The sequence below is a fragment of the Streptomyces sp. NPDC059080 genome, from assembly GCF_042739975.1.
Lineage (GTDB): Bacteria > Actinomycetota > Actinomycetes > Streptomycetales > Streptomycetaceae > Streptomyces > Streptomyces benahoarensis.
The window spans coordinates 1-26,163 of record NZ_JBHYGX010000057.1; the positions used below are offsets into that span (position 1 = coordinate 1).

Annotated in this window: 21 protein-coding genes; 4 read left to right on the top strand and 17 right to left on the bottom strand. The window is 74.3% G+C overall.

What is annotated here, in order from left to right; all coding sequences use genetic code 11:
- Positions 1–193: 193 nt before the first annotated feature.
- Positions 194–847: a pyridoxal 5'-phosphate synthase gene (locus tag ACFWWQ_RS27800; RefSeq protein WP_384601687.1), complete on the top strand. Its 654-nt coding sequence runs from the start codon at positions 194–196 to the stop codon at positions 845–847.
- A gap of 142 nt (positions 848–989) precedes the next feature.
- Here ACFWWQ_RS27800 and ACFWWQ_RS27805 read toward each other — a convergent pair whose 3' ends face one another.
- The 4 genes from ACFWWQ_RS27805 to ACFWWQ_RS27820 all read right to left on the bottom strand — a co-directional run bounded on the left by ACFWWQ_RS27805 (position 990) and on the right by ACFWWQ_RS27820 (position 5,100).
- Entirely contained in the window at positions 990–2,153 is a 1,164-nt protein-coding gene (locus ACFWWQ_RS27805; RefSeq protein WP_384601689.1) for a thiolase domain-containing protein, read from the bottom strand.
- The gene (locus ACFWWQ_RS27810; RefSeq protein WP_384601692.1) at positions 2,150–3,205 is read right to left on the bottom strand and encodes a thiolase domain-containing protein; all 1,056 of its coding nucleotides are present in this window, start codon (positions 3,203–3,205) and stop codon (positions 2,150–2,152) included. The genes ACFWWQ_RS27805 and ACFWWQ_RS27810 overlap by 4 nt, the downstream gene beginning before the upstream one ends.
- Complete coding sequence (locus ACFWWQ_RS27815) at positions 3,205–4,197, bottom strand: Zn-ribbon domain-containing OB-fold protein (protein WP_384601695.1); 993 nt, start codon at positions 4,195–4,197, stop codon at positions 3,205–3,207. Before ACFWWQ_RS27815 ends, ACFWWQ_RS27810 begins: the two co-directional genes overlap by 1 nt.
- A gap of 102 nt (positions 4,198–4,299) precedes the next feature.
- A complete protein-coding gene (locus ACFWWQ_RS27820) occupies positions 4,300–5,100 on the bottom strand; it encodes a crotonase/enoyl-CoA hydratase family protein (protein WP_384601698.1) in 801 nt (266 codons plus the stop codon).
- Between the two features lie 165 nt (positions 5,101–5,265).
- On the opposite strand from ACFWWQ_RS27820, the gene ACFWWQ_RS27825 reads away from it, so the two are divergent.
- A complete protein-coding gene (locus tag ACFWWQ_RS27825; RefSeq protein WP_384601702.1) occupies positions 5,266–6,894 on the top strand; it encodes an acyl-CoA synthetase in 1,629 nt (542 codons plus the stop codon).
- Between the two features lie 24 nt (positions 6,895–6,918).
- Here ACFWWQ_RS27825 and ACFWWQ_RS27830 read toward each other — a convergent pair whose 3' ends face one another.
- Positions 6,919–7,593 carry a chorismate mutase gene (locus tag ACFWWQ_RS27830; protein WP_384601705.1) on the bottom strand — a complete coding sequence of 225 codons (675 nt, stop codon included), beginning with the start codon at positions 7,591–7,593 and terminating at the stop codon, positions 6,919–6,921.
- A gap of 202 nt (positions 7,594–7,795) precedes the next feature.
- Here ACFWWQ_RS27830 and ACFWWQ_RS27835 point away from each other — a divergent pair, with 202 nt between their 5' ends.
- On the top strand, positions 7,796–8,632 hold the full coding sequence (locus ACFWWQ_RS27835) for a class I SAM-dependent methyltransferase (RefSeq protein ID WP_384601707.1): 837 nt from the start codon (positions 7,796–7,798) through the stop codon (positions 8,630–8,632).
- A 154-nt stretch (positions 8,633–8,786) separates the two neighbouring features.
- Here ACFWWQ_RS27835 and ACFWWQ_RS27840 read toward each other — a convergent pair whose 3' ends face one another.
- From ACFWWQ_RS27840 to ACFWWQ_RS27860, 5 genes are all read right to left on the bottom strand, one after another.
- Complete coding sequence (locus ACFWWQ_RS27840) at positions 8,787–9,587, bottom strand: VOC family protein (RefSeq protein WP_384601710.1); 801 nt, start codon at positions 9,585–9,587, stop codon at positions 8,787–8,789.
- A gap of 229 nt (positions 9,588–9,816) precedes the next feature.
- Entirely contained in the window at positions 9,817–11,382 is a 1,566-nt protein-coding gene (locus tag ACFWWQ_RS27845) for an acyl-CoA synthetase (RefSeq protein ID WP_384601712.1), read from the bottom strand.
- 96 nt (positions 11,383–11,478) lie between these two features.
- Positions 11,479–13,041 carry an acyl-CoA synthetase gene (locus tag ACFWWQ_RS27850; protein ID WP_384601715.1) on the bottom strand — a complete coding sequence of 521 codons (1,563 nt, stop codon included), beginning with the start codon at positions 13,039–13,041 and terminating at the stop codon, positions 11,479–11,481.
- A gap of 28 nt (positions 13,042–13,069) precedes the next feature.
- Positions 13,070–14,173: an NAD(P)H-dependent flavin oxidoreductase gene (locus ACFWWQ_RS27855; protein ID WP_384601718.1), complete on the bottom strand. Its 1,104-nt coding sequence runs from the start codon at positions 14,171–14,173 to the stop codon at positions 13,070–13,072.
- A gap of 118 nt (positions 14,174–14,291) precedes the next feature.
- A complete protein-coding gene (locus ACFWWQ_RS27860; RefSeq protein WP_384601721.1) occupies positions 14,292–15,797 on the bottom strand; it encodes a DUF4157 domain-containing protein in 1,506 nt (501 codons plus the stop codon).
- 258 nt (positions 15,798–16,055) lie between these two features.
- On the opposite strand from ACFWWQ_RS27860, the gene ACFWWQ_RS27865 reads away from it, so the two are divergent.
- Positions 16,056–17,351: a glycoside hydrolase family 27 protein gene (locus ACFWWQ_RS27865; protein ID WP_384601723.1), complete on the top strand. Its 1,296-nt coding sequence runs from the start codon at positions 16,056–16,058 to the stop codon at positions 17,349–17,351.
- Between the two features lie 382 nt (positions 17,352–17,733).
- Here the strand turns inward: ACFWWQ_RS27865 and ACFWWQ_RS27870 are convergent, their stop codons facing one another.
- From ACFWWQ_RS27870 to ACFWWQ_RS27900, 7 genes are all read right to left on the bottom strand, one after another.
- Entirely contained in the window at positions 17,734–18,591 is an 858-nt protein-coding gene (locus ACFWWQ_RS27870; protein ID WP_384601726.1) for a class I SAM-dependent methyltransferase, read from the bottom strand.
- A 204-nt stretch (positions 18,592–18,795) separates the two neighbouring features.
- Positions 18,796–19,995 (bottom strand): acyl-CoA dehydrogenase family protein, encoded by a 1,200-nt coding sequence (locus ACFWWQ_RS27875; protein WP_384601729.1) that lies wholly within the window; start codon positions 19,993–19,995, stop codon positions 18,796–18,798.
- A 736-nt stretch (positions 19,996–20,731) separates the two neighbouring features.
- Entirely contained in the window at positions 20,732–21,871 is a 1,140-nt protein-coding gene (locus ACFWWQ_RS27880) for a zinc-binding dehydrogenase (protein WP_384601732.1), read from the bottom strand.
- A complete protein-coding gene (locus ACFWWQ_RS27885) occupies positions 21,868–22,170 on the bottom strand; it encodes a putative quinol monooxygenase (RefSeq protein ID WP_384601735.1) in 303 nt (100 codons plus the stop codon). Before ACFWWQ_RS27885 ends, ACFWWQ_RS27880 begins: the two co-directional genes overlap by 4 nt.
- Positions 22,171–22,175: 5 nt before the next feature.
- Positions 22,176–22,832 carry a glycerol-3-phosphate responsive antiterminator gene (locus ACFWWQ_RS27890; RefSeq protein ID WP_384601738.1) on the bottom strand — a complete coding sequence of 219 codons (657 nt, stop codon included), beginning with the start codon at positions 22,830–22,832 and terminating at the stop codon, positions 22,176–22,178.
- 103 nt (positions 22,833–22,935) lie between these two features.
- The gene (locus ACFWWQ_RS27895; protein WP_384601740.1) at positions 22,936–24,489 is read right to left on the bottom strand and encodes an FAD-binding oxidoreductase; all 1,554 of its coding nucleotides are present in this window, start codon (positions 24,487–24,489) and stop codon (positions 22,936–22,938) included.
- Complete coding sequence (locus ACFWWQ_RS27900; RefSeq protein WP_384601743.1) at positions 24,486–26,159, bottom strand: FAD-dependent oxidoreductase; 1,674 nt, start codon at positions 26,157–26,159, stop codon at positions 24,486–24,488. Before ACFWWQ_RS27900 ends, ACFWWQ_RS27895 begins: the two co-directional genes overlap by 4 nt.
- Between the last annotated feature and the right edge of the window lie 4 nt (positions 26,160–26,163).

Genomic DNA, 26,163 nt, shown 5'->3' on the forward strand with positions numbered 1-26,163 from the left:
ATATCACTTTGAGTTGTGGTCGACTGCGTTATTTTTTATTACCCCCCGGGGGTCCCCCCGGGGGGGGGCGGCGGGCGGGGCGGCCGGGGGGCGGGGGCGGGTGCGGCCGCCGCACCGATGGGTGCGGACGACGCCCCGGCCGGGTACCTCTTGGTAGCGTCCGGCTCACCCATTCCATCCGTCAGGGGGCGAGATGACCGACATCCGGCAACTGCTGCGGGCTCTCCCGGTTTTCGCGGGTGAGCTGCCGACGTTCGATCCCGACGACACGCCCGGCGATCCGGTGACGCTGTTCACCACCTGGCTGATGGACGCGATCCGCCGCCAGGTGCCCGAACCGCATGCGATGACGGTGTCCACGGCCGACGCCGAGGGCCGTCCGTCGGCACGGGCGCTGATCCTCAAGGACCTCGGCGCGGACGGCTGGCGGTTCGCCGCGCACCGCGACAGCCTCAAGGGCCGCGAGCTGGCCGCCCGGCCGTACGCGGCGCTGACGTTCTACTGGCAGCCGCTGGCCCGGCAGGTCCGGGTGCGGGGCCCGGTGGTGGAGGAGAGCGCGGAGGTGGCCGCCGCCGACTTCCTGGCGCGCGGCGCGGACGCGCGCGCCGAGGCGCTGCTGGGCCGCCAGAGCACCCCGCTGACCGGCCTCGACGCGCGGGACTCCGCGGTGCAGACCGCGGCCGAACGGGTGGCGCGCGATCCCTCACTGGTGGCACCCGGCTGGACGGTGTGCACCGTACGCGCCGAGGACGTGGAGTTCTGGCAGGGCTCCCGGGACCGTCGGCACACCCGGCTCGCGTACCGGCGCGACGGCGACGGGTGGTCGAAGGGACTGCTCTGGCCGTGAGGGCGGACGGTGCCGGGGGTGGCCCGTCGGCGGGCGGGCCCGGCCGGGATGCGCCGGGCGGCGTCCGGGGCGGCGGGGCACGGGCGGGCCGCCGGGTGCAGCCGCGGCCCGCGGGCGTCCGTGGGCGCCGCCCCGGCCCGCCTCACTCTGGCCGGTCGGCCCCCACCAGCCACATCGAGAAGAACTGTGCGCCGCCGCCGTAGGCGTGACCCAGGGCGCGGCGGGCGCCGTCGATCTGGTGGTCCCCGGCCCGGCCGCGCACCTGGAGGGCGGCCTCGGCGAAGCGGAGCATGCCGGAGGCGCCGATGGGGTTGGTGGACAGGACGCCGCCCGACGGGTTGACGGGCAGGTCGCCGTCGAGGGCGGTGACGCCGGACTCGGTGAGTTTCCAGCCCTCCCCCTCGGCGGCGAAGCCGAGGTTCTCCAGCCACATCGGCTCGTACCAGGAGAACGGTACGTACATCTCGACGGCGTCGATCTCGCGGCGCGGGTCGGTGATGCCCGCCTGGCGGTAGACGTCGGCGGCGCAGTCCCGTCCGGCGCGCGGGGAGACGAAGTCCTTCCCGGCGAAGAGGGTGGGTTCGCTGCGCATGGCGCCGCCGTGGAGCCAGGCCGGGGGGTGCGGGGAGCGGGCGGCGCCGGTGCGGTCGGTGAGGACCATCGCGCAGGCGCCGTCGGAGGAGGGGCAGGTCTCGGAGTAGCGGATGGGGTCCCACAGCATGGGCGAGGACTGCACCTTCTCCAGGGTGAGGTCCGCCTCGTGGAGGTGGGCGTAGGGGTTCTTCAGGGCGTTGCGGCGGTCCTTGTAGGCGACGAGGGAGCCGATCGTGTCGGGGGCCTTGCTGCGGCGCATGTAGGCGCGGACGTGCGGGGCGAAGAAGCCGCCCGCCCCGGCCAGCAGCGGCTGCTGGAAGGGGATGGGCAGGGACAGGCCCCACATCGCGTTGGACTCGGACTGTTTCTCGAAGGCGAGGGTGAGGACGGTGCGGTGGACGCGGGCGGCGACGAGGTTGGCGGCGACCAGCGCGGTGGAGCCGCCGACGGAGCCCGCGGTGTGCACCCGCAGCAGGGGTTTGCCGACGGCGCCCAGCGCGTCGGCGAGGAACAGTTCCGGCATCATGACGCCCTCGAAGAAGTCGGGGGCCTTGCCGATGACGACGGCGTCGATGTCGCGCCAGTCGAGGGCGGCGTCGTCGAGGGCGCGGCGGGCGGCCTCCCGGACGAGTCCGGCGAGCGAGACGTCGCGGCGGGCGGCGACGTGCGCGGTCTGGCCGATGCCGACGACGGCCACGGGCTCCTTGCTCATGACTCCCCCTCCAGGACGGCGACGAGGTTCTGTTGCAGGCACGGGCCCGAGGTGGCGTGGGCGAGGGCGCGGCCGCTCTCGCCGCGCTGGATGCGGGCGGCGGCCTCGCCGATGCGGATCAGGCCGGTGGCCATGACCGGGTTGGCGGCGAGCGCGCCGCCGGAGGGGTTGACGGTGACGCCGTCCCCGAGCCGCAGGGCGCGGCGCAGCACGATCTCCTGGGAGGTGAACGGGGCGTGCAGTTCGGCGAGGTCGACGGGGCGGTCGAAGGCTCCGGCGCGGTCGGCGGCGAGGCGGGCGGAGGGCGAGGCGGTGAGGTCGCGGACGCCCAGGGAGTGGGCCTCGACGCGGTGGTCGATACCGCGGATCCAGGCGGGCCGGTCGCAGAGTGCGCGGGCGCGGTCCCCGGCGGCGAGGATCACGGCGGCGGCGCCGTCGCCGACGGGCGCGCAGTCGCCGCGGCGCAGCGGGGCGACGACGTGATCACCCTGCGGGCGGGGGCCGCGCAGTTGGGCGTGCGGGTTGTCCGCGGCGGCGGCGCGGGACCGGGTGGCGACGGCGGCCAGCTCGTCCTCGCAGGTCAGGCCCGCGTCGAGGAGGGCCTGCGCCTGGAGCGCGGCGAGGGCGACGGAGTCGGGCCACAGCGGGGCGAGGTAGTACGGGTCGAGCTGGCGGGTGAGGACCTCGCGCAGATCGCCCGGGGAGGACTTGCCGTAGGCGTAGACGAGGGCGGTGTCGGCCTCGCCGGTGAGGAGGGCGACCCATGCCTCGTACAGTGCCCAGGCGCCGTCCGTCTCGACGTGGGATTCGGAGATCGGCGGCCAGGCACCGACGGCGTCGAGGGCCATGGTGAAGGAGAAGGCGCGTCCGGCGAGGTAGTCGGAGGAGCCGGAGCAGGTGAAGCCGATGTCGCGGGCCTTGAGGCCGGTCCGGTCCAGGACGTCGTGGAGGACGGGCATCACCATCTCGGCCTCGGAGACCTCGTGGCTGTCGGCCACGTGGTCGCTCTGGGCGAAGGCGACGACGGCGATGTCGCGGGGCGCGGCCGGCATCAGATCAGCTCCTTGTAGCTGTCGTAGTCGGCGTCGGGTTCGCCGGTGGGCCGGTAGTGGTCGGGGTAGCGGCTGTCGTCGCGCCAGACCGGTTCGACGCGCAGGCCCATGCGGACCTGGTCGTAGGGGATACCGCCGATGCGGGCGTGGAGGGGCAGTCCGGCGCCGTCGAGGGCGATGTGGGCGTAGACGTAGGGGACCTCGATGTCGAGGTTGCGGGCCTTGATGTTGACGATGCAGAAGGTGGTGACGGTGCCGCAGGGGCCGGCCTCGACCTGTTCGGCGGTGGCGATACCGCAGGTGGGGCAGGCGCCACGGGGCGGAACGTAGACCTTGCGGCAGGACGGGCAGCGTTCGCCGAGGGTGCGGCGTTCGCCGAGGGCCCGCAGGTAGCGGGACTGGGCGCGGCCGGGCACGTAGGTGTAGTCGAGCCGGGCGGGGACGGTGATGCCGGTGACGGGGTCGGCGAACTCGCCGCTGTGGGCGGCCGGTTGGGCGGGTCCCGGGGCGGGGTCGTCGTCCGGGGTGAAGCAGGCGATGTCGGTGACGGCGCCGGTGCGGCCGTCGGCCCAGCGGATGCGGACGCGCATGCCGGTGCGGACGGCGTCGGGGCCGGGGACGTCCAGGGCGTGCAGCAGGGCGGTGTCGGCGCCGTCGAGGCGGACGAGGGCCCAGGCGAAGGGGGTGGCGAGCGGCTGGCCGCGGCGTGGGGACGGGTTCCAGGCCCAGGTGGTGACGGTGCCGGTGGGGGCGACCTCGACGAGATCGCGCAGCTCGGCGCCGGTGTCCGGGTCGTACTCGGTGGGCGGGACGACGATGCGGCCGTCGGTGGCCTTGATGCCGAGGACGGTGCGTTCGCGCAGCCCGGTCAGGAAGGCGCCGCGGACGGGGCCGAGCGACCGGGTGAAGGGGAACTCCACGACGAGGGGTGCGGTGAAAACCTCCTCCGGCTCGGCGGGGGGCGCGGTGGGCTCGGGCGTGACCTCTGGCATGCGGGCTCCTTGGGTAGGCGCGTGGCCGGGGCGCGCGGGGTGCGGCGTGCGCCCCCGGCGGCGGGGCGCGCGCCGGGCGCGAGGTGGGGGCCGGGGCGTGGGTCAGGCGCGCCGGAAGACGGGCGGGCGTTTCTCGGCGAAGGCCCGGGCGCCCTCCTTGGCGTCGGCGGTGTCGAACACCGGCCAGCCCCGGGCGAGTTCGGCGGCGAGGCCGTCCGCCTCGGACAGGCCGGCAGTCTCGTACACGGACGCCTTGACCGCCTCCACGGCGAGCGGCCCGCAGGCGTTGATCCGCTCGGCGATCTCCAGGGCCTTCGCCAGCGCCCCGCCGTCGGGGACGACATGGCCGATCAGGCCGATCCGGGCGGCCTCGGGCGCCGGGTACGGGCGGCCGGTGAGCAGCATCTCCAGGGCGTGGGTGCGGGGGATCTGGCGCGGCAGGCGCACGGTGGACCCGCCGATCGGGAAGAGGCCCCGGGCGACCTCGAAGAGGCCGAAGACGGCGCTCTCCCCCGCGACGCGGATGTCGGTGCCCTGGAGGATTTCGGTGCCCCCGGCGACGCAGTGGCCCTCGACGGCGGCGATCACCGGTTTGCGGGGGCGGTGGTGGCGCAGCATCGCCTTCCAGTGCAGGTCGGGGTCGTCGCGCAGCCGCTGGCGGTAGTGGCCTGCGGCCATGCCGTCACCGGCGAGAGCCTTGAGGTCCATGCCCGCGCAGAAGGTGCCGCCGGCTCCGGTGAGCACGACCGAGCGGACCGTGTCGTCCTCGTCGGCGGCGCGCCAGCCGTCGTGGAGGCCGACCAGCATCGGCAGCGACAGGGCGTTCTTCGCCTCCGGCCGGTTGAGGGTGAGCACCAGGGTCGCCCCTTCGCGGTGCACGGTGAGATGTTCCGTCCCGCCCATGTCCGTCCTCCCGTCTGTGGACGCTGAACAGGGTGCAGGAGCGGTACGGCGACTTCAAGAGTTTTCTGACACTCAGTCAGTTTTCTTCGCCGCGGCCCTTCCCTGCTGCCGCGGGCGACGCTCTAATGGCCGCCGAGCCGCCGCCCGGCACGGTCTGGAGGAGACGTGGAGTACAACCTGGCCGACCTCTTCGAATCGATCGTCGACGCGGTCCCCGGCCGCGAGGCGCTGGTGTACGCCGACCACCCGGGCAGCGGCGCCGAACGGCGGCTGACCTACGCGGAACTGGACCGCGCCGCCAACCGCCTCGCCCACCACCTCACCGCGCAGGGCGTCGCCCCCGGCGACCACGTCGGACTCCACCTCTACAACGGCGTCGCCTACCTCCAGGCCCTCTACGCCTGCCTGAAGATCCGCGCCACCCCCGTCAACGTCAACTACCGTTACGTCGAGGACGAGTTGGCCTATCTCTACCGGGACGCCGACCTGGTGGCGCTGGTCTTCGACGGGGAGTTCACCGCCCGGGTGGCCACCGCCGCCCCGCACGCGCCCGCGCTGCGCCATCTCGTACGGGTCGGACCGGCGCCCGAGGGCGCGCCGGTGCCGGAGCCGGTACCGGTGGCGCTCGCGGACGCGGAGGCCATGGGGTCCCCCGGGCGGGGATTCGCGCCGCGCTCCTCCGACGACCGGTTCATCATCTACACCGGCGGCACCACCGGGATGCCCAAGGGCGTGGTCTGGCGGCATGAGGACCTGTTCTTCTCCGGGATGGGCGGCGGCGCCCCTACGGGTGAGCCGGTGCGGCGGCCGGAGGAGGTCGCGGAGCGGGTGGCGGCCGGGGGCGACGGCATCGTCTTCTTCCCGACGCCGCCGCTGATGCACGGCACCTCCACGCTGACCGCGTTCATCGCCTTCCACTTCGGCCAGAAGGTCGTCCTGCACCGCAAGTTCGTGCCCGAGGAGGTGCTGCGCACCGTGGCGCGGGAGAAGGTCACCAGCATCTCGCTGGTCGGTGACGCGATGCTGCGGCCGCTGACCGACGCGCTCGCCGGTCCGCTGCGCGGCACCGACTGCTCCTCGCTGTTCAGCGTCTCCAGCTCCGGCGCGGTGCTGTCGGAGACGGTCCGCGCGCAGTTCACCGAGCTGGTGCCGCAGGCGATGCTGCTCAACAACTTCGGCTCGTCGGAGTCCGGCTTCAACGGCACGGCGACCGACGACTCCGGGCCCGACCGCGGGTTCCGGGTGCGGGTCAATCCCCGTACGGCGGTGGTCGATCCGGCGACCCGGCGACCGGTCGCCCCGGGCGAGGTGGGCCGGATCGCGCTGCGCGGCCACGTACCGCTGGGCTATTACAACGACCCGGCCAAGAGCGCCGAGACGTTCTTCGAGGCGGACGGCGACCGCTGGGTGCTGCTCGGCGACATGGCCACCGTCGGCGCGGACGGCGTGGTCACGGTCCTGGGCCGCGGTTCGCAGTGCATCAACTCCGGCGGCGAGAAGATCTACCCGGAGGAGGTCGAACAGGCCCTCAAGGCCCACCCGGACGTCTACGACGCGCTGGTCGCGGGCGTCCCCGACCCCCGCTGGGGCAGCCGCGTCGCGGCCGTCGTCCAACTCCGCCCGGGGGCGGCCCCCCTGGACACCGAGGCGGTACGCGCCCACTGCCGCTCCCGCCTGGCCGGGTACAAGGTCCCCCGCACGGTGGTCGTGGCCGAGCACATCCAGCGGTCGCCCAGCGGCAAGGCGGATTACCGGTGGGCGAAGGCGGTGGTGGGGGGCGACGGCGAGGGGTGAGGGGCGCTCGGGCGCCGTCGCCCGTCACCCCCCGCACACCGACCGCACCGCGCGTCCCAACGCCCTGGTGTGCAGGGCGTCCAGCCGCTCCTCGTGCCGCACCCGGTCGGCGGCCACGCCCAGGACCACCGGACAGTACGGCGCGGAGCGGGCGTGCGGGGAGGCGGCGACGGCGCGGACCAGGGAGTCGTTGACGCGGTTGATCTCGGTGCGGACCTTCGCCAGGTCGGGCCGCTCCTGCGGCGCCCGCGCCGGGTCCGCCTCCCAGGCGCGGTACAGGCCGCGCTGCACGCTCTTGCTGGCCTCGATCTGGTCGCGGAAGATCCGCCGGGTGACCTCCGGGTCGGCGCCGAGCCGCCGGGCCTGCGCGGCAGCGGCGTCCAGTACCTCCCGCTCCCGTGCCGGGTCGTCGATCGGCGCGCCGGTGCCCCATTTGGCCGCCGCCACCAGGTCACCCAGGGCGGCCCGCTCGGCCGACAGCGCGGCGAGCGGCCGGAGTTGACGGTACGGGGAGTGGGCGAACGCACCCGCGGCGGGCGGCGCAGCGGACGGCGCACCCGGGGCCGGGGCGGCGTGCGGCAGGTTGGCGTGCGCCCCCGCCGTGGCGGTGGCCGCGTGTGCTCCGCCCGCCCCCGCGAGCAGCAGCACCGCGCTCGCGGCGGCGGGCAGGAGGCGGCGTATCGAGGGGGTCAGCTGCACCTTTCGGCCTTTCTCGTATCGGGCTTCCGGAACCGCTCCGTACCGGGACCGGCGGTCGTACGTGGCCCGGCCGGATGAGCCTACGGGGCCGACGGCCCGGTCGGACGCGGTTCCATCCGGCCGGTTCCGGGAGGTGGCCGGTGGTCGTCCAGGCGTCCCGGCTGCCACGATGAGCGGCCATCGAGGAAAGGCGGGAGCGGCCATGACCACCTGGGACGCGGAATCCTTCGACCGGTTCGAGCGGGAGGGCTGGGCCGGGCGCAGCGATGCGTATCGCGAGGGATTCGCCCGGCTCACCACCCGGTTCGTCGCGCCGTTGCTGGACGGCGCGGGCGTCGGGCCCGGCACTCGGCTGCTGGACGTGGGCTGCGGTCCCGGCCCGGTGTCGGCCGCGGCGCTGCGGCGCGGCGCGGAGGTGACGGCGGTGGACGCCTCCCCGGAGATGGCCGCGCTCGCGGCGGCCGCGCACCCCGGGCTCGACGTCCACGTCGCCCTCCTCGACGCGCTGCCGTTCGCCGACGGGGAGTTCACCGCCGTGACCGGCAACTTCGTCATCAACCACCTGGGGGACCCGGCCGCGGGTCTCGCGGAGGTGCGCCGGGTGCTGGCGCCGGGCGGGCGGGCCGCGCTGACCTGCTGGGACCAGGAGTCGATGCGGGCGCTGGCGCTGTTCGGGGAGGCGCTGGCGGAGTCCGGGGTGCCCCGGCCCGCCGAGGCGCCCGAGGCCGCGCCGTTCCTGGCCGGGTACGACGTCACCGAACGGCCCGCGGCCTTCTGCCGGTTGCTGGACGCGGCCGGTTTCGCGGACGCCGATGTCGAGACGCTGCGGCTGCTGCACCGCGTCGACCCCGGCCAGTGGTGGCACGACGTCGCCGACGGTACCCCGATGACCGGCACCGTCCTGAGCCATCTCGACGCCGCCTCCCGCGCGGCGGTACGCCGGATCTACGACCGGAAGGTGGCCGCCCACGCGGTGGGCGACGGCTTCGTTGCCCTGCCCGCGGTGGCCCTGCTGGGCACGGCGACCCGGGGGGAGTGACGCGGGACATGCCGGGCCGGGTGCGGGCGGCGGGTCGCTTCGGGCGGCCCCGTCGGCCGGCCCCGGTCCCCGGCTCCCCCGGCTCCCCCGCCACCGTACGAAGCCATCCCCCGGCCGCCCGCAGGCCGGGGAACGCCTCCGGCGCCACACCGGGTCAGCCCCTCGTCGGATCCCCCTGGATCAGCGCGAACGGGGCGCCCCACGGGTCCTGGAGCGCGGCGATGCGGCCGACGCGCGGTACGTCCATGGGCCGGATCTGCACGCGGGCGCCCAGCTCCGTGGCCATCTCGAAGGTGGCGTCGCAGTCGGTGACGCCGAAGTACGGATGCCATTCGGAGACCGAACCGGCGTCCAGATGCTCCTTCTGGAGCTGCATGATGCCGCCCTGACCGGTGTCCTCGCCCTTGCCGCCGCCGGGCGAGGAGACGATGCCGTAGACCGGGCCGCCGCCCATCGGCATGTCCTGATAGCTCCAGGAGAAAACCGTGCGGTAGAACTCCCGGGCCGCGGCGTCGTCGGTGGTGTACAGCTCCGTCCAGCACAGGGTGTCGGGCTCCGTGACGGCCTGGAGGCCGGGGTTCTCCCGGGGCTGCCAGACGCCGAAGTCGGCGCCGGTCGGGTCGGTGAACGCCGCCATGCGCCCGGCGGTGAAGACGTCGCCCGGCTCCATCCGTACCGCTCCCCCGGCCGTCACGACGGCACGGGCGGTGGCGTCCGCGTCGGCCGTGTGGAAGTAGACGGTCCAGGACGGGGTCGCGCCCTCCTCGGTCAGCGGGCCGATCGCGCCGACGGTGCGGCCGTCGAGCTGGAAGAAGCCGTAGCCCCCGGCCTCGGGCCCCGCGGACCGGAACGTCCAGCCGAAGACGGCGGAGTAGAACGCGACGGCGGCATCGGTGTCGATGGCGCCGAGGTCGATCCAATTGGGCGTGCCCGGTACGTAGTCGGTGGTCAGCATGGGTCCTCCGAGGTCCTTCGCCTTGCGCGGACGAGTGGCTGTGCGGTGCCGTGACGGTGCTGCGGTCGGCGCGCCGTGACGCGGTGGACGGCGCACGGCAACCGTGGCCGACGCCCCGCCGAGCGATGACGCCCCGTCACCGTCCGTGGTGTCCCCGGCCGGTTCCCAGCATGGCAGGGGGCACTGACAGTCGCCCTCCGTACACGCGGTGGCCCGCGATCTCCGCCGGTCAGCGGGCGGCGAAGCGGGCGCGCAGCTCCCGTTTGAGGATCTTGCCGCTGGCGTTGCGCGGCAGCGCGTCGACGAAGAGGACGCGCTTGGGCACCTTGAATCCGGCGAGCCGGGCCCGTGCCGCGTCGATCAGCTCCCGCTCCCCGACCGGTCCGCCGGCCGGTCCGTCCGTGCCGTCCGGTGCGGGCGTGCGGACGACGACGGCGGTGACCGCCTCGATCCACCGCTCGTCGGGCAGGCCGATCACCGCGACCTCCGCCACCTGCGGATGCGCATAGAGGGCGTCCTCGACCTGGCGGGAGGCGATCAGCACCCCGCCGGAGTTGATGACGTCCTTGACCCGGTCGACGACGGTGAAGTAGCCGTCGGCGTCGCGTACCGCCAGGTCACCGGAGTGGAACCAGCCGTCGCGGAACGCCTCGGCGGTCTCCTCCGGCTTGTCCCAGTAGCCGCTGCACAGCTGCGGGGAACGGTAGACGATCTCGCCGCGCTCGCCGTCGGGGACCTCGCGGCCGTCCTCGTCGACCACCTTCGCCTCGACGAAGAGCACGGGGCGGCCGCAGGAATCCATCCGTCCGGCGTGGTCCCCGGGCCCGAGGACGGTGGCGAGCGGGCCGATCTCGCTCTGCCCGAAGCAGTTGTAGAAGGCGAGACCGGGCAGGCGGGCCCGGAGGTGCTCCAGGACCGGTACGGGCATGATCGACGCGCCGTAGTACGCCTTGCGCAGTCCGCGGAGGTCACGGACCGCGAAGTCCGGGTGCCGGGCCAGGCCGATCCACACCGTGGGCGGCGCGAACAGGCTGTCCACCCGGCCGGTCTCCACCAGCGAGAAGAGCTGTCCGGCGTCGGGCCCGTCCACGAGGGTGTTCTCGGCGCCGACCGCCAGATAGGGCATCAGGAAGACGTGCAGCTGCGCCGCGTGGTAGAGCGGCAGCGCGTGCAGCGGCCGGTCGGTCTCCTTGAGGTCGAGGGCGACGACGGCGCTGGTGTACGCGTGTACCAGGGCGCGGTGCGTCATCATCGCGCCCTTGGGGAGCGCGGTGGTCCCGGAGGTGTAGAGCAGCTGGACGAGCGCGTCGCCGTCGTCCCCGGGGGCGTCGTGGTCCGTCTCCCCCGTGTCGGCGTCCGGGGCTTCCCCGGGTGGCTCCGCGATACGGGCGAGCAGGCCGTCCGGGGCGTCCCGCAGCGGCAGGGCGGGCAGGTCCGCCGGGAGCCGCGTGGCGAACGCCGGGTCGGTGAGGACGAGGGAGCTGCCGGACTGGCCGAGGACGTAGCGCAGGTCCTCGCCGGTGAGGGCGTGGTTGACGGGGACGTGCACCAGCCCCGCGCGGGAGCAGGCCAGGAAGCCGATGAGGTACGCGTCGGAGTTGCGTCCGTAGGCGGCGACCCGGTCGCCCGGGGCGAGGCCGAGCCCGCGGAGCACCCGCGCCGCCGCGGTCACCGCCTCGTCCAGTGCCCGGTAGGTCCAGGCGCGGTCCGCGTACCGCACCGCCGTCCGCCCGGGCACCCGGCGCGCGCTGCGTCGCAGGACTCCGTCGACCGTGTTGCTGCGCGCTGCCGTCATGGCGCGATCCTCGGCCCCGCCCCGGCCCGGGTCAAGGCACCGGGCAGGGGCGCTCGGCCCCGGCGCGCACCCGCTCGGCGCGCGCCGGTCGGCCTCCTACGCCCCCGTCGTCTCCCGCCCCTCCCAGTACGGCGCCCGCAGCCGCCGCTTGTAGAGCTTGCCGTTGGGGTCGCGGGGCATGGCGGGGACGAAGTCGACGGACTTGGGGAGCTTGTATCCGGCCAGCCGTCCGGCGCAGAACTCCAGGACGGAGGCGGCGAGTCCGGGGCCGGGGGTGTGACCGTCGGCCGGTTCGACGACGACCTTGACCTCCTCGCCCCAGTCGTCGTGCGGGATGCCGAAGGCGGCGGCGTCGGCGACGGCGGGGTGGGCGAGAAGGGCGGATTCGATCTCGGCGGGGTAGATGTTGACGCCGCCGGAGATGATCATGTCGATCTTGCGGTCGCGGAGGAAGAGGAAGCCGTCCTCGTCGAGATAGCCCAGGTCGCCGACGGTGAAGAAGTCGCCGACGCGGTTCTGCCGGGTTTTGGCGTCGTCCTTGTGGTAGCGGAAGCCGCCGGTGCGCATCTTCAGGTAGACGGTGCCCAGTTCGCCCGGGGGCAGGCGGTTGCCGTCGTCGTCGAGGACGGCGAGTTCGCTGATCGGCCACGCCTTGCCGACGGTGCCGGGCTTCTTGAGCCAGTCGGCGGCGGTGGCGAACGCGCCGCCGCCCTCGCTCGCCGCGTAGTACTCCTCGACGCAGCCGCCCCACCAGTCGATCATGGCGCGTTTGACGTGGTCGGGGCAGGGCGCCGCCCCGTGGATGGCGTGCCGCATCGACGTCACGTCGTACCCGGCGCGGACCTCCTCGGTGAGGGCCAGCAACCGGTGGAACTGGGTGGGGACCATATGGGTGTGCGTGGCGCGGTGGGTCTCGATCAGCCGCAGCATCTCCTGGGGCGACCAGCGGTCCATCAGGACCAGCCGGTGGCCGATGTGCAGGGAGGCACCGGCGAACTGGAGGACGGCCGTGTGGTACAGCGGCGAGCAGACCAGGTGGACGTTGTCGTCGAACGGCCGGATGCCGAAGATGCCGAGGAAGCCGCCGAGGTGGGTCTCCTCGGGCGGGGTGCCGGGCAGCGGGCGGCGGATGCCGCGGGGGCGGCCGGTCGTGCCGGAGGTGTAGTTCATGACCCAGCCCAGGGTGCGGTCGGCGGGCGGGGTGTCCGGCTGTCCGTCGAGGAGATCGGCGTACGGGCGGAAACCCTCGGCGGTGCCGACGGCGTAGCGTCGCCCGGCGGGCAGATGGGCCTCGTCGGCGGCGGCGCGGGCGGCGTCGGCGAACCGTTCGTGGGCGAGCAGCACCTTCGCGCCGGAGTCCGCGACGATCCAGGCGATCTCGGGCCCCACCAGGTGGTGGTTGACGGGCACGAAGTAGAAACCGGCCTGGGACGCGGCGAGGTACGCGGTCAGGAACTCGACGCCGTTGGGCAGGACGGCCGCGAAGGCGTCGCCGCGGGTCAGTCCGGCGGCGCGCAGCCCGTGGACGAGGCGGTTGCCCGCGGCGTGCAGGCGGCCCGCGGTCCACTCCTCGCCGTCGGGAGTGATCAGGACGGTGCGGTCCGGGTCGGCGGTGGCCTGGGCCCAGAAGCCGGTGGGCGGTGCGGAGTGGTCCGTCATCGTGCTGCCTCCTCGGCGGGCGCGGCGGTCAGGCGCGGCCCGCGATGCGGTTGATGCGGTCGACGGCCTTCTCGAAGCCGCGGGTGAGATCGTCGAAGACGGCCTGCACGCTGCGTTCGCTGTTCATCCGGCCGACGATCTGGCCGACGGGCGTGCCCAGCAGCGGTTCGATCTCGTGGCGCTGGATACGGGAGTTGGCCTCGGCGACCAACAGGCCCTGGAGGGGCATCGGAAGGGTGCCGGGGCCGTCCGCGGCGTCCCAGGCGTCGGTCCAGGCGGTGCGCAGCTGACGGGCGGGTTTGCCGGTCAGGGCGCGGGAGCGGACGGTGTCGCCCGGACCGGCGGCGAGGAGCTTGGCGGTCAGGCGCCGCGAGTGGAGTTCGGCCTCCTCGGTGGTCAGCCAGAGCGAGCCGAGCCAGACGCCCTGGGCACCGAGGGCGAGACCGGCGGCGATCTGTTCGCCGGTGCCGATGCCCCCGGCGGCGAGCACCGGCAGCGGATCGACGGCGGCGACGACCTCGGGGGTGAGCACCATCGTGGCGATCTCACCGGTGTGTCCGCCGGCCTCGTAGCCCTGGGCGACGACGATGTCGATCCCGGCGTCGCGGTGGTGACGGGCGTGGCGGGGGCTCCCGGCCAGCGCGGCGACGCGGATGCCGTGGTCGTGGGCGCGGGCGACGACGTCGGGCGGCGGCGAGCCGAGGGCGTTGGCGAGGAGCTTGATCGGGTAGTCGAAGGCCACATCGAGCTGGCCGCGGGCGACCTCCTCCATCCAGCCGGTGATCCGCCAGCCGGACGCCTCGCCCTCCGGGAGCGGCGGTACGTCGTGCTCGGCGAGGATCCGTGCGGCATAGCGGCGGTGGCCCTCCGGGATCATCGCCTCGACCTCGGCCTCGGTGACGCCCTCGACCTTGCGGGCGGGCATGACGACGTCGAGCCCGTACGGCAGGCCCTCGGTGTGCGCCTCCAGCCAGTCCAGGTCGCGGGCGAGCTCATCGGGCGCGGTGTAGCGGACCGCGCCGAGGACGCCGAAGCCACCGGCGCGGGTGATCGCGGCGGCGACCGCGGGGAACGGCGTGAACCCGAAGACGGCGTGCGCGACGCCCAGCGTGCTGCTCAGCTCGGTCTGCATGCGCGCAGGATGCCGTAGGGGGCGGCAGGAGGGAAGAGGTTTTCTGACGCAGCGTCAGCTCTGGCCGTACCGGCGGCCACCGGGCCCCGGCGCGCCGGTGCGCCGGGGTCCTCGGGCGTCAGAGATCGAACACGAAGTACACCTCGGGGCTCGACCCGGGAACCTTGATGGCCGTCGGGGTGGGGTGGTTCGCAGTCATGGTGGCCGTCTTCATCCCCTTCTGATCGGAGCTCTGGAGCAGCGGGCCGGAGCTGAACAGGTGCAGCTGGCCGGCCTTGCTCGTGGTCCGGGTGAGCAGCGTCCAGACCTGCTGCTCGTGGGCGGGCTCGGCCCGCAGCACCTTCAGGCTCTTCCCGAGCTTCTTGGTCTTGGGGGCCGTCTCGTCGATCGGCTGCTTCGACTGGTCGACGATGAGCGTGGCGGGGCCCAGCGTCTCCACGGCACCGGTCTGCGCCGGTGCGAGGTCGAGGCCGCTCTGGATGGAGCTGTTGGTGTTCTCGTCGCCGAGCCGGAGGTTGGCCGGGGAGTTGTTGAGGGCCTTGATCAGGTCGTTGGCCAGCTTGTCGGCCTGGGCCGCCTGGGCAGCCGAGGCCGAACCCGCCTTCGGGAAGAGCTTCTTCAGCGCGTTCAGCGCCGTCTCCGCGGCCTTGAACTCGGTCTTGCAGACCGCCGCCAACTGCGTCGCCGTCGGCAGGCCCTGCTGGTGCGCCAGCAGGTTTCCGCCCTTCGGATAGACCGCGTCGACCATGCCGTAGAGATAGCCGACCGCGTCCTCGCCGTTCAGGCACTTGTTGACGGCCTCCATCACGCCGGCGGTGAGGGTCTCGTACGACACGGTGTGGCACCGGGCCTGTCCGGGCCCCACGGGCATGGCGTTCTGCAGGCCGGTGCTGAAATCGTGGCGACCGGCCTTGACCAGTCCGCCGCCCTTCGCCACCGTCTTCCGCTGCACCGCCGCTCCCGCCCGCCGCGCCGGCCCGGACGCGGCGGCCCGCTCCTGCACCGGTACGGGCACCGGCCCCGACAGGACCCGGTGGGCGTTCTCCTCCGCGGCGCGTTCGAAGCGGTCGCCGGGGTCGCTGACGCTCAGGCCCCGGCCGTCGTCGGTTCCGGCGACCGGGCCCTGGCGCTGCTGGAGGACGTGGGTGAGTTCGTGGGCGAGGGTGTGCCGGTCACCGCCGCCGTCACCGATGACGATGTGGTTGCCGGAGGTGAAGGCGCGGGCGCCGACCTCGGCGGCGGAGCTGCGGGCCGCCGGGTCGGTGTGGACGCGGACGTCGGAGAAGTCGGCGCCGAGCCGGGCCTCCATGTCCGTGCGGGTGTCCTCGTCCAGGGGCCGCCCGGCGGTGCGCAGCACCTCGTGGACGGCGGACCGCTGCACCGCGGGGTGCCCGCAGCCGGGGCCGTGCCGGTGCTCCTCCTGGGCCCAGGGGTGACCGTCCGCGCGGAGCATCTGCACGACGGCGGCGTTCCCCGCGGTGCGTTGAAGGGCCGCCAGCGCCTGGGGCGGCGCACCGGCGGCGTGCGACGGCGGCGCGGGGGTTCGGGAGACGGGCGGACGGACGGCGGAGCGGGTGGGAGAGGCGGTGGGTGCGGGCCGGTCGGCCGCGTCGCGGGCGCGCATGGATTCCCTCTACGGAACGAATCGGGTGGGCTTCCTGGATAGCCGACGGCGCGGCGGGGCGCCATGGCCATGAGGGCAGCAGCGCCGACCGGACAGGCAACGCCCGCCGGGCCGGAGGGGCAGCGCCCCGCCCCGGCCATGCGCCGGGCCCCGGCGGCTGAATCCCCGTCAGCTTGCGGCGGGGTGTCTTGACCGGCCCCGGGTGCGGTCCTAGCCTCCGGCCGATCCCGCCCCGCTTCGTCCCTCGTGAGGTGCCCTGTGCGTATTCCTCCGGTTTCCCGTTCCGGCCGTGCCGTCGTCGGACTGACCGCCGCGGCGGTCTGCGCGACCGGCCTGCCGGCGGCCACCGCCCCGGCGTCCGCGGACCCGGCGCCCGCCGCCCATCGGGGCGCGGAGCGGTACCCCGATCTGACGCCGACCCCGCCGATGGGCTGGAACAACTGGTCGTACTACCTGTGCGACGTCAACGAGAAGGTGATCCTCGACAACGCCCGGGCGCTGGTCCGCAGCGGGCTGGCGGCGAAGGGGTACGACACCGTCACCGTCGACGACTGCTGGACGCGGAAACAGCGCGGCCCGCAGGGCGAGCTGGTGACCGATCAGGCGAAGTTCCCGCACGGTATGGCGTACGTCGGGCGGCAACTGCACCGGATGGGCCTGAAGTTCGGCATCTACGGCGACGCCGGGACGCTGACCTGCGAGAAGTACCCGGGCAGCCTCGGCCACTTCCAGCAGGACGCCGACCTGTTCGCGAGCTGGAAGGTCGACTACCTCAAGTTCGACGGCTGCAACGTACCGACAGCGCCGGGCCGTACCAAGGAGGAGACCTACCGCGACGTCTACGGGCAGATGAGCCGGGCGCTGCGCGCCACCGGCCGTCCCATCGCCTTCTCGGTGTCCGCCCCGGCGTACTTCCAGTACGAGGGCGATGCGCTCTGGCACCGGGTCATCGGCTGGTCCGGGGAGGTCGGCAACCTCTGGCGGGAGGGGCGGGACATCGCGGTGGAGAAGCACACCCCGGCCGCGAAGTGGTCCTCGATCCGCTACAACTTCGACTACAACGCCCAGTTGGCGGCGTTGCAGCACCCCGGCCGGTGGAACGACCCGGACTTTCTGCTGGCCGGCGACTCGGGGCTGACCGAGACGGAGATCCACAGCCAGATGGCGCTGTGGGCGGTGATGGCCGCACCGCTGATCTCCAGCACCGATCTGACGCATCTCTCCCCCGCCGCGCTGCGGGTCCTCGGCAACAAGGAGATCATCGCCGTCGACCAGGACCCGCTGGGCGTCCAGGGCAAGCTGGTGCGGCACGACGAGGACGCGGCGGTGCTGTCGAAGCCGCTGCGCGGCGGCGACCGGGCCGTGGCGCTGTTCAACTCCGGCGACACGCCCCGCACGGTGTCCACCACGGCGGCCGCCGCCGGACTGCCCGCCGCGCACTCCTACCGCGTACGCGACCTCACCACCGGCCGCACCACCCGCACCACCGGCCCCCTCACCGCCACCACGCTGGCGCCGCACGCGACGGCGCTGTACCGGGTGAGCGCGGAGTAGCGGGCCCGGCACCGGCGGACGGAGCACCGGGCCGGCCGCCGACGCCGTGCGGCGGGCCCGCTACGCCTCGCCGGGCTGCGACGGCACCAGCGGTGCGGAGGTCCGCCGCGGTGCCGGGCGCCCGAGCGGCAGGTGCCACAGCAGCACCGCGGTGAGCAGCGAGAGGGGCGCGACGGCCCCGCAGAGCGCGGCGAACGCCTCGGCGTAGCCCTTCTCCGGCGGCGTGCCCTCCGCCCCCGGTGGCGAGGCCGAGCCGGAGACGTGGTGCGGCGGCCCGTTCCGGGGCCGCTGCGAGTTGACGGCCGGTCATCGCGGATCGTCCTCCGTGTCTCGGGGTGCCGGAGCCGGGGTGGACCACCGCGGGCCCGGCGGACGTCGGTCGTCAGACGGTGGCCACCATGAAGTCCTCGCCGCTGGACGGGCGGAGGCCGTCGGGCCGGTCGGCGAAGTAGCGGGCGGCGAGTTCGGTTCCGGCCACATGGCGGACGTCGCGGAAACCGGCCTCGCGGGCGGCCGCCAGCATCTGCTGCGGGGTGAAGAAGCTGCGGAACGGCGTTCCGGAGGCCCGGGCCTGCGGTGTGGTGGCCGCCAGCGCCGGGCGGTCGGCGGCGTCGAGGAGTTCGGCGGGCAGCAGGAACGTCATGGCGAGCGTCGAGCCCGGGGCGAGACCGGCGAGGCGGCGCAGGGTCGCCGCGACGGCCTCCTCGGTGAGGTACATGGTGACGCCGGTGCAGGCGACGACGGCGGGCCGGGCGGGGTCGAAGCCCGCGTCGACCAGCCGCGCCCACCAGTCGTCGCCGGCCTCGAAGTCGACCGGCACCAGCCGCAGCCGGTCCGGGACGCCGTGGCCGAGGGCGATGAGGCGGCGGCGCTTCCATGCCTGGGTGCCCGGCTGGTCGATCTCGAAGATCCGCAGCCGGTCGGCGGTCTCGGGGTGGCGCTGGGCGAAGGTGTCAAGACCGGCGCCGAGGATGACGTACTGGCCGACGCCGCGGGCGAGTTCGCCGGTGACGAGGTCCTCGACGAACCGGGCGCGGGAGACGACGGCGGCGCGGAAGCCGCTCGTGGCGCGCGGGTCCATGTCCCCGCGCCGCTGCCACCCCTCCTCCGGGTCCGCCAGCCGCAGCCCGGTCTCGTCGTCGAGGACCGGGGGCGCCGCGTCCACCCGCACGTGCAGCGCCCGCCAGAGGGCGACCCGTACGGCGGTGCTGTCCGGGGTCTCGTTCGGTTCGTCGGTCACGGCGTCCGCTCCTCGTCTGTGCCGCCTCCCGGCCCCGGCCCGGCGGCCTGCCGGTGGCGGCGCTCGGGGCCGCCACCGGCGAGGCTATCGCCGCCGCCCGCCCGCCGGGAGGCACCGCGCGCCGCAGCCGTTCCGGCTCGTCCCGCAGCAGCTCCGCAACGCGGGGCGGGGGCAGGGGTGACGGCCGGGGCGGTCACGCCCGCCTCACCGCCGCACCCGAGGCATCCCCAGCCCGATCCAGGTGATGATCTCGCGCTGGATCTCGTTGTTGCCGCCGCCGAAGGTGAAGATGACGGCGGAGCGGTAGCCGCGTTCCAGGTCGCCGTGGAGGGCGGCGCCGGTGGAGCCCTCCTTGAGGGGGCCCGCGGCGGCGACGACCTCCATCAGCCAGGCGTAGGCGTCGCGGCGGGCCTCGGAGCCGTGGACCTTGACGGCGGAGGCGTCCTGCGGGGTGAGCGCGTCGCGCTCCAGGGCGTCGACCATCTGCCAGTTGAGGAGCTTCATGGCGTCGAGGGTGGCGTGGGTGCGGGCCAGGCGGTTGCGGACCCAGCCGAGGTCGATGACGCGGCGGCCGTCGGTGAGGCGGGTGGCGGCGGCCCAGCGCTGGACGTCGTGGAGCGCGCGGATGGCCATGGTGCCGTGGGCCGCGAGGGTGACGCGTTCGTGGTTGAGCTGGTTGGTGATGATCCGCCAGCCCTCGTTCTCCCGGCCGACGCGGCGGGAGGCGGGCACGGTGATGTGGTCGTAGTGGCTGGCGGTGGTGTCGTGCGAGGCGAGGGTGTTGATGAGGGTGCAGGAGTAGCCGGGGTCGTCGGTCGGGACGAGGAGCAGGGTGATGCCCTTGTGAGGCGGGGTGCCGTCGGCGGTGTCGCGGGTGCGGACGGCGAGCCAGACCCAGTCGGCGGTGTCGCCGTTGGTGGTCCAGATCTTCTGGCCGTCGACCACGTAGTGGCCGCTGTCCTCGTCGCCGACGCGGACGGCGCGGGTGCGGAGCGCGGCGAGGTCGGTTCCGGCGTCCGGTTCGCTGTAGCCGATGGCGAAGTCGATCTCGCCGGAGAGGATGCGGGGCAGGAAGTACGCCTTCTGCTCGTCGGTGCCGAACCGCATGAGGGTGGGGCCGACGGTGTTGAGCGCCATCAGCGGCAGCGGGACGCCCGCCTGGGCCGCCTCGTCGAAGAAGAGGAACTGTTCCATCGGCGTCATGCCCCGGCCGCCGTACTCCTTGGGCCAGCCGACGCCGAGCCAGCCGTCCGCGCCGAGGCGCCGCACGGTGTCGCGGTAGAAGCGTTTGCGGGCGGCGGGGTCGGTGTCGTGGGCGTAGGTGTTCTCCGGCACCAGCGCGGCGAAGTAGCCGCGCAGTTCGGCGCGCAACCGCTGCTGTGCGGGGGTGTATGCGAGGTGCACGGCCCCTCCCCTTCGTCCCGTACGTTCCGTGTCCGTGTGGTCATGCCCTCAACAGGGCTTGGACCGACGGATTCTGACGCCCTGTCGGATACCGGGCCAGGGCACAGTAGAACGCGTTCCAGAAATACGGAAGGGGCCGCGCATCCCGGCTCAGGGTGTGTGCGGCGCCGGTACCGGGTCGGGGGCCGGACCGGGCGTGGGGCCCGGAGTCGGCGGGGCCGGGTGCGGCGGGAGGGGATCGGGCTCGGGGGCCGGTACGGGGCCGGGCACGGGGTCCGGTCCCGGAGCGGGTACCGGTCCCGGCCCGGGGCCGGGCATCGGTCCGGGCGGTCCGGGGCCCGGGCCCGGGGTGGGCGGCACGGGGTCGGGGTGGGTCGGCCCGGGTCGCCCGGGCGGCTGCGGGACGGTCATGGTGACTCCTCCTCGCGGCTCGGCCCGTGGTCTCACGATGACGCCTGCACTGCTGATGCTCCGCACACCCGCCGGGCCGTCTCACGGACGCGCGGCCCTCCCTTTCACCGTGCGCCGTCCCGGGAAGCGCCGCGACCGGGCGGAAACGGGGCGGGGGCGGGGGCGGGGGGGGGGGGGGGGCGCCCCCCCCCCCGGGGGGCGGGGGGGGGGCGCGCCCCCCCCCCGCCCCCGGGCGCCCCCCCGGGGCCCCCCGGCGCGGGGGCGCACCGGGGGCCCCCCGGCGCGGGGGGGGCCACCCGGGCGGGGCCCCGCGTTCGAGGGGCGGTCAGTCGCCCAGCAGACCGTTGGTGTCGAGGACCTGGCGGATGGCGCGGCCGGAGGCCAGCTCCTCCAGGGCGTCGTTGATGCCGGTCAGCGGCAGGGTGCCGGTGTGCATCAGCTCGACCGGCATCAGACCGGCGCGCCACAGGTTGAGGAAGCGCGGGATGTCGCGGCTGGGGACCGCGTCACCCATGTACGAGCCGAGCAGCGACTTGCCCTCACCGGCGAAGGCCAGCGCCGGTACCTCCAGCGCACGGCCGGGGGCGGGCAGCCCCACGGAGACGACCTTGCCGCCGCGGCCGACCACGTCCAGGCAGACGGCCATCACCGCGGGCGACCCGACCGCCTCGACGGCGATCTCGGCGCCGCCGGAGGTCAGCTCGCGGATCGCGGCGGGCGCCTCGTCGGGGGCGTACGCGTGCGAGGCGCCGAGGCGCAGCGCCAGCTCACGCTTCTCGGCCACCGGGTCGACGGCGACGACCGGGTACGCCCCGGCGGCGCGGGCGCCGAGCACCGCGGACAGGCCGACGCCGCCGAGCCCGTAGACGACGGTGGACTGGCCCGGGCGGAGCGCCGCGGTGTTGATGACCGCGCCGGCACCGGTGAGGACCGCGCAGCCGAACATCGAGGCGACGGCGAACGGCACATCGCGCGGGATCGGGACGAGGGATTCCTGCGCGACGACGGCATGTTCGGCGAAGGCGGAGACGCCCAGCTGGTGGTGGACCCGCTCGCCCGCCGCGTCGGTCAGCAGGGACGGGCCGTGCAGCAGCCCGCCGGAGCCGTTGGCCGCCGCGGCGGCGGCGCAGAGCGCGGGGCGGCCCTGGGCGCAGTCGGCGCAGGAGCCGCAGCTCGGCACGAAGACCAGCGCGACATGGTCGCCCGGCGTGACCCGGCGGACACCGGGGCCGGTCTCCACGACGACGCCGACGGCCTCGTGGCCGAGCGCCATGGGCAGCGGGCGGACCCGGTCGCCGTTGACGACGGAGAGGTCGGAGTGGCACAGCGAGGCCGCGGCTATCTTGACCAGGACCTCGCCCTCGCGGGGCGCCCCCAGCTCCAGCTCCTCGACGGCGACCGGGGCGGTGGTGGCGTACGGGCGGTCGGTGGAGACGGTCCGCAGGACGGCGGCGCGGGTCTTCACGCGGCCACCTCCGCACGCGGCGCGCAGCGCAGCACCTCGCGGCTCTCCAACAGCGGGACGACCTTGCCGAGGACGAGGTCCTGGAAATGCCCGGAGGCGCAGTGCGCGGCGAAGTCGGCCTCGCAGCGGTACTCCTCGTACAGCGCGAGGTCGCGAGGGTTCTCGGTGCTCTGGTGGACGCGGTAGCCGAGGCAGCCTTCCTCGGCGCGGGAGGCGGTGGCCATGGCGTCGAGGAGCGGCAGAACGGTGTCGTGGGCGTCCGGAAGGGTGCGGTAGCGGGCGATGACCACGTACGTCATGGGGGTTACTCCTGGGGTGGTGCGGGCCTCTTGAGGGCGGACGGCGGGACCGGCGGGAGCTGGTCGCGGCGCAGATGCCAGAGGCGGGGATCGGAGGTGGCGGCGGCGGTGGCGCCCTGGGCCAGCGCCAGGGCGACGTCCGCCGGGGACTCCACGAAGCCCGCGGCGATCGACGGGGACATCACGCGGCGGGACTGCACGTTCATCCGGCCGATGATCGGGGCGGGCATGACCTCGACGAGGTCGGGCGCGCCGCGGGAGACGGCGTCCAGGGAGCGGCGCAGGTTGGAACGGTCGGTGACGAAGACCTTCATGACGGTCAGCAGGCCGAGCGGCCGGCCCTTCTCTATGAGGGAGAGCCGGGTACTCACCACACCGTGCGCGCCGAGGTCCTTGAGGAACTCCAGCGCGCCCCGGTCCTGGGCCAGCCCGGGGCTGGAGTCGACGTTGACGAACACGGTCTTCCCGGCCCGGCCCAGCGCCGGGACGACCTGGGGCAACTGCCCCACGGCGAACGACGCGAGGATGCACATTTTGGCCGGTGCGGTCAGGAACTGCCGCAGCGGCTGACTGCCGACGACCGACGCGACGACCGGGACCTCGGCGAGGACCGAGGTGAGCCGGGCGTCGAGCGGGGCGCCGGACCGGGGAGAGGGGGCCATGGCGGAGCCTTCCGGTGAAGGGGACCTTCCGGTGGAGCGGGAAGGAGGGAGCCGCCGGGCGCCCCGGCGGGCCGGTGGACCGGGCCCGCCGGGGCGTTCCGGGTCAGCTCAGCGGGGACGTCCCGAAGCGGCTGGGGAGGCCCAGTTTGCCAGGGTTGAGGATCCCTTCCGGGTCCAGGGCGTTCTTCACGGCGACGAACGTCGCGAAGCCGGCGCCGAGCGATTCCTCCAGGTAGGGGCCGCGCAGCAGTCCGCAGCCGTGGTGGTGGCTGAGCGCCGCGCGGTGCTTGATGAGGACGGCGTTGGCGGCGTCCCACACCGCGCGGTACCAGTCGCGGCGCGCCTCGGGCGCGACGTCGCCGCGGAGCGAGAAGTAGACGCAGGCGCCGTCGGTGTACGCGTGGGACTGGTGCGCGGAGGCCGCGAGGGTGCCCTCGACGGACTGGATGGCGGCAACGACCTCGTCGTAGATGACCGGCAGATCGGTCCAGGAGGCGGCCATCTCCAGGGTGTCGGCGACGAAGCCGGGGCCGGGGGTGAAGCCGTCCGCGGACTTGCCGACCAGCATCCGCTCGTCCAGCCAGCGTGCGAAGACCGCGTCGCTGTCCAGCTCGGGGCCGTACGCGGCGCAGACGTCGGCGGCCACGGCGATCGAGGCGTCGACGATGGCGGGGTCGCCCTCGTCGGCGATGAGCAGGAGGTTGGTCTCGGGGTGGCCGAAGTGGGTGCCCGACTCCAGGGTGTCGTACAGGCGCAGGACGGCCGGGGTGGCGCCGCGCTGCATGATCTTGCGGCAGACGTCCAGGCCCTCGGCGAAGGTGGCGAAGCCGAAGGCGACGGCCTTGGCGTAGGTGGGCAGCGGGTGGACGCGCAGCCGGGCGCCGACGATGACGCCGAGGGTGCCCTCGGAGCCGATGAAGAGCTGGCGCAGGTCCGGGCCGACGGCGGCGCGGGTGTAGTCGCCGTAGGTGGCGCGGGTGCCGTCGGCGTGGATCACGTCGACGCCGACGACCATGTCCTCGATCTTGCCGTAGCGGGTGGAGAGCTGACCGGCGCCGCGGCAGGCGATCCAGCCGCCGACGGTGGAGACGGCGAACGCGGACGGCCAGTGGCCGGTGGTGACGCCGTACTCCTCCTGGAGCTGCTTCTCGAAGAGGTCGCCGAACATGCCCGCCTGGACGTCGACGACGTTCGACTCGGCGTCGAAGCCGGTGATGGCGTCGAGGCCGCAGACGTCCAGGACGACGCCGCCGAAGACGGGCAGCGCCGCGCCGGTGACGTTGGAGCGCCCGGCGGACGGCGTGACGGGGATCCCGGCCTCGTGGCAGATGCGCAGGACGGCGGCGATCTGGTCGGCGTCGGCGGCCTCGACAATCACGGCGTCGGGGGTCGCCGGGCGGCCCTCGGTCTCGCCGATCATCGAACCAGCCCACCAGTCGCGGGTGCGGGTGACGACCTCGTCGCGGGTGGTGTGCACCGCGCGGGCGGCGCCGCGCAGCGCCTCGATCACGGCCTCCGGGACCTCGACCGGGTCGCTCTGGAGCGCGGCCGGGCCGTCGCCGACCGGCCGGTCCTTGGCCCATTTGGCGAAGCTGGGGGCGCCGACCGTGTAGTTGCCGCGGTTGAAGGGGTGGGTGATGGTCTGACGGCTGATCATGCTGCTGCTCCTTCGAGGAGGACGGTCTTTTCGTGGCGGACGGAGTCGAGGTACGCGGCGACCGAGCGGTCCACCTCGTCCTGGGTGAGGCCGAGTTCCTGCCCGAGCAGGGCGCCGACGACGGGTGCCGCGGCGGCGGAGGCGTCGCGGGCGAAGAGCCGGGCGCGGGTGCGGCGGGAGAGGACGTCGTCGACGGAGCGGGCCAGTTCGGCGCGGGCGGCGTAGACGACCTCGGCCTTGGTGTACGGCAGCCCGGCGACGACGGGTTCGGCGAGCGCGGGGTCGTCCTGGATGAGGTCGCCGACGAAGCGGGCCTCGGTGCCGTAGCGCTCGCCGAGGTGGGCGGCGAGACCACCGGACGCGGCGACCGCCTCGGCGTCGTAGCCCGCGCCGCCGAGCAGCGGGAGCTTGACGGTGCGGCTGGGGGCCTTGCGGCCGAGGACGGTCATCACCTTGTCGATGACCAGCTCGCCCATGTGGCGGCTGGTGGTGAGCTTGCCGCCGGTGACGGTGACCAGGCCGCCGGTGCCGAGGGTGATGTGGTGGTCGCGGCGCATGTCGAGGGTGGCGCCCTCCTTGCCGCCGACCAGCGGACGCAGACCACCGATGGAGCCGACGACGTCATCGGGGGTCAGCTTGCCCTCGAACGCGGTGTTGGCGCCGTCCAGCAGGAACTCCATCTCCTGCCGGGTGCAGTGCACGTCGTCCGGCGAGCCCTGGTAGTCCTCGTCGGTGGTGCCGAGGACGACGCTGTTGCCCCAGCGGGTGCAGGTGGCGCGGCGGGCGCGGCCGGGGATCGGCACGGTGACGGTGCAGTTGATGCGGACCTTGTCCCACGGCACGACGATGTGGACGCCCTTGGCGGGGCGGACCTGCGGCGCGTGGTGCTCATCGGCCATCGCGTCGACCTGGTCGGCCCAGACGCCGGTGGCGTTGACGACGGCGCGGGCGCGGACGTCGAACGCGTCGCCGTCGGCGGTGACGCGGGCGCCGGACGCCTTGCCGCCCTGCATCAGCAGCGCGGTGGCCGCGGCGCCGTTGAGGATCGTCGCGCCGAGCGCGGCGGCGGTCCGGACGAGGGTGAGGACGAGGCGGGCGTCATCGGTGCGGGCGTCGAAGTACACCAGGCCGCCCTTGAGGTTGTCCGCGCGCAGCGTCGGGGCCTGCGCCAGGACCTCGGGGACGGTCAGCCGCTGGTGGAGCTTGCCGATGCGCCAGCCGCCGACCAGGTCGTACGTCCACAGCAGGCCCTCGAAGCCCTTGGCGAGGCGGGCGTCGAAGACGCCCTCCTTCTCCAGGATCGGGAAGAGGAACGGCAGGCGGTGCACCAGATGCGGGGCGTTCTTGCGGAAGCGGTGGCGCTCCAGGAGGGAGTGGCGGACGAGGTTGACGTTGCCCTGCTCGATGTAGCGCAGTCCGCCGTGGATCATCTTCGAGGACTTCGAGGAGGTGCCGGAGGCGAAGTCGTCCTTCTCGATCAGCGCCGCGCGCAGCCCGCGCGAGGCCGCGTCGAGCACGGCGTACGCCCCGGTGACGCCGCCGCCGATGACGAGGACGTCGTAGGTCTCGTCGGCGAGGTCGCGCTTGATGGCCGCGCGGTCGAGCAGCAGGGCCGTGCGGCGGGTCGCCGCGGCACTGCGCCGCGGCTTCCGGGCGGGCATGGTGATCACAACA

What these genes read in the sequence shown, in the direction of transcription:
- ACFWWQ_RS27885 (WP_384601735.1), bottom strand. Translation starts at nt 22,170, where the DNA reads ATGACGTACGTGGTCATCGCCCGCTACCGCACCCTTCCGGACGCCCAC.
- ACFWWQ_RS27855 (WP_384601718.1), bottom strand. Translation starts at nt 14,173, where the DNA reads ATGCAGACCGAGCTGAGCAGCACGCTGGGCGTCGCGCACGCCGTCTTC.
- ACFWWQ_RS27835 (WP_384601707.1), top strand. Translation starts at nt 7,796, where the DNA reads ATGACCACCTGGGACGCGGAATCCTTCGACCGGTTCGAGCGGGAGGGC.
- ACFWWQ_RS27815 (WP_384601695.1), bottom strand. Translation starts at nt 4,197, where the DNA reads ATGCCAGAGGTCACGCCCGAGCCCACCGCGCCCCCCGCCGAGCCGGAG.
- ACFWWQ_RS27810 (WP_384601692.1), bottom strand. Translation starts at nt 3,205, where the DNA reads ATGCCGGCCGCGCCCCGCGACATCGCCGTCGTCGCCTTCGCCCAGAGC.
- ACFWWQ_RS27850 (WP_384601715.1), bottom strand. Translation starts at nt 13,041, where the DNA reads ATGACGGACCACTCCGCACCGCCCACCGGCTTCTGGGCCCAGGCCACC.
- ACFWWQ_RS27840 (WP_384601710.1), bottom strand. Translation starts at nt 9,587, where the DNA reads ATGCTGACCACCGACTACGTACCGGGCACGCCCAATTGGATCGACCTC.
- ACFWWQ_RS27800 (WP_384601687.1), top strand. Translation starts at nt 194, where the DNA reads ATGACCGACATCCGGCAACTGCTGCGGGCTCTCCCGGTTTTCGCGGGT.
- ACFWWQ_RS27805 (WP_384601689.1), bottom strand. Translation starts at nt 2,153, where the DNA reads ATGAGCAAGGAGCCCGTGGCCGTCGTCGGCATCGGCCAGACCGCGCAC.
- ACFWWQ_RS27895 (WP_384601740.1), bottom strand. Translation starts at nt 24,489, where the DNA reads ATGATCAGCCGTCAGACCATCACCCACCCCTTCAACCGCGGCAACTAC.
- ACFWWQ_RS27860 (WP_384601721.1), bottom strand. Translation starts at nt 15,797, where the DNA reads ATGCGCGCCCGCGACGCGGCCGACCGGCCCGCACCCACCGCCTCTCCC.
- ACFWWQ_RS27845 (WP_384601712.1), bottom strand. Translation starts at nt 11,382, where the DNA reads ATGACGGCAGCGCGCAGCAACACGGTCGACGGAGTCCTGCGACGCAGC.
- ACFWWQ_RS27890 (WP_384601738.1), bottom strand. Translation starts at nt 22,832, where the DNA reads ATGGCCCCCTCTCCCCGGTCCGGCGCCCCGCTCGACGCCCGGCTCACC.
- ACFWWQ_RS27820 (WP_384601698.1), bottom strand. Translation starts at nt 5,100, where the DNA reads ATGGGCGGGACGGAACATCTCACCGTGCACCGCGAAGGGGCGACCCTG.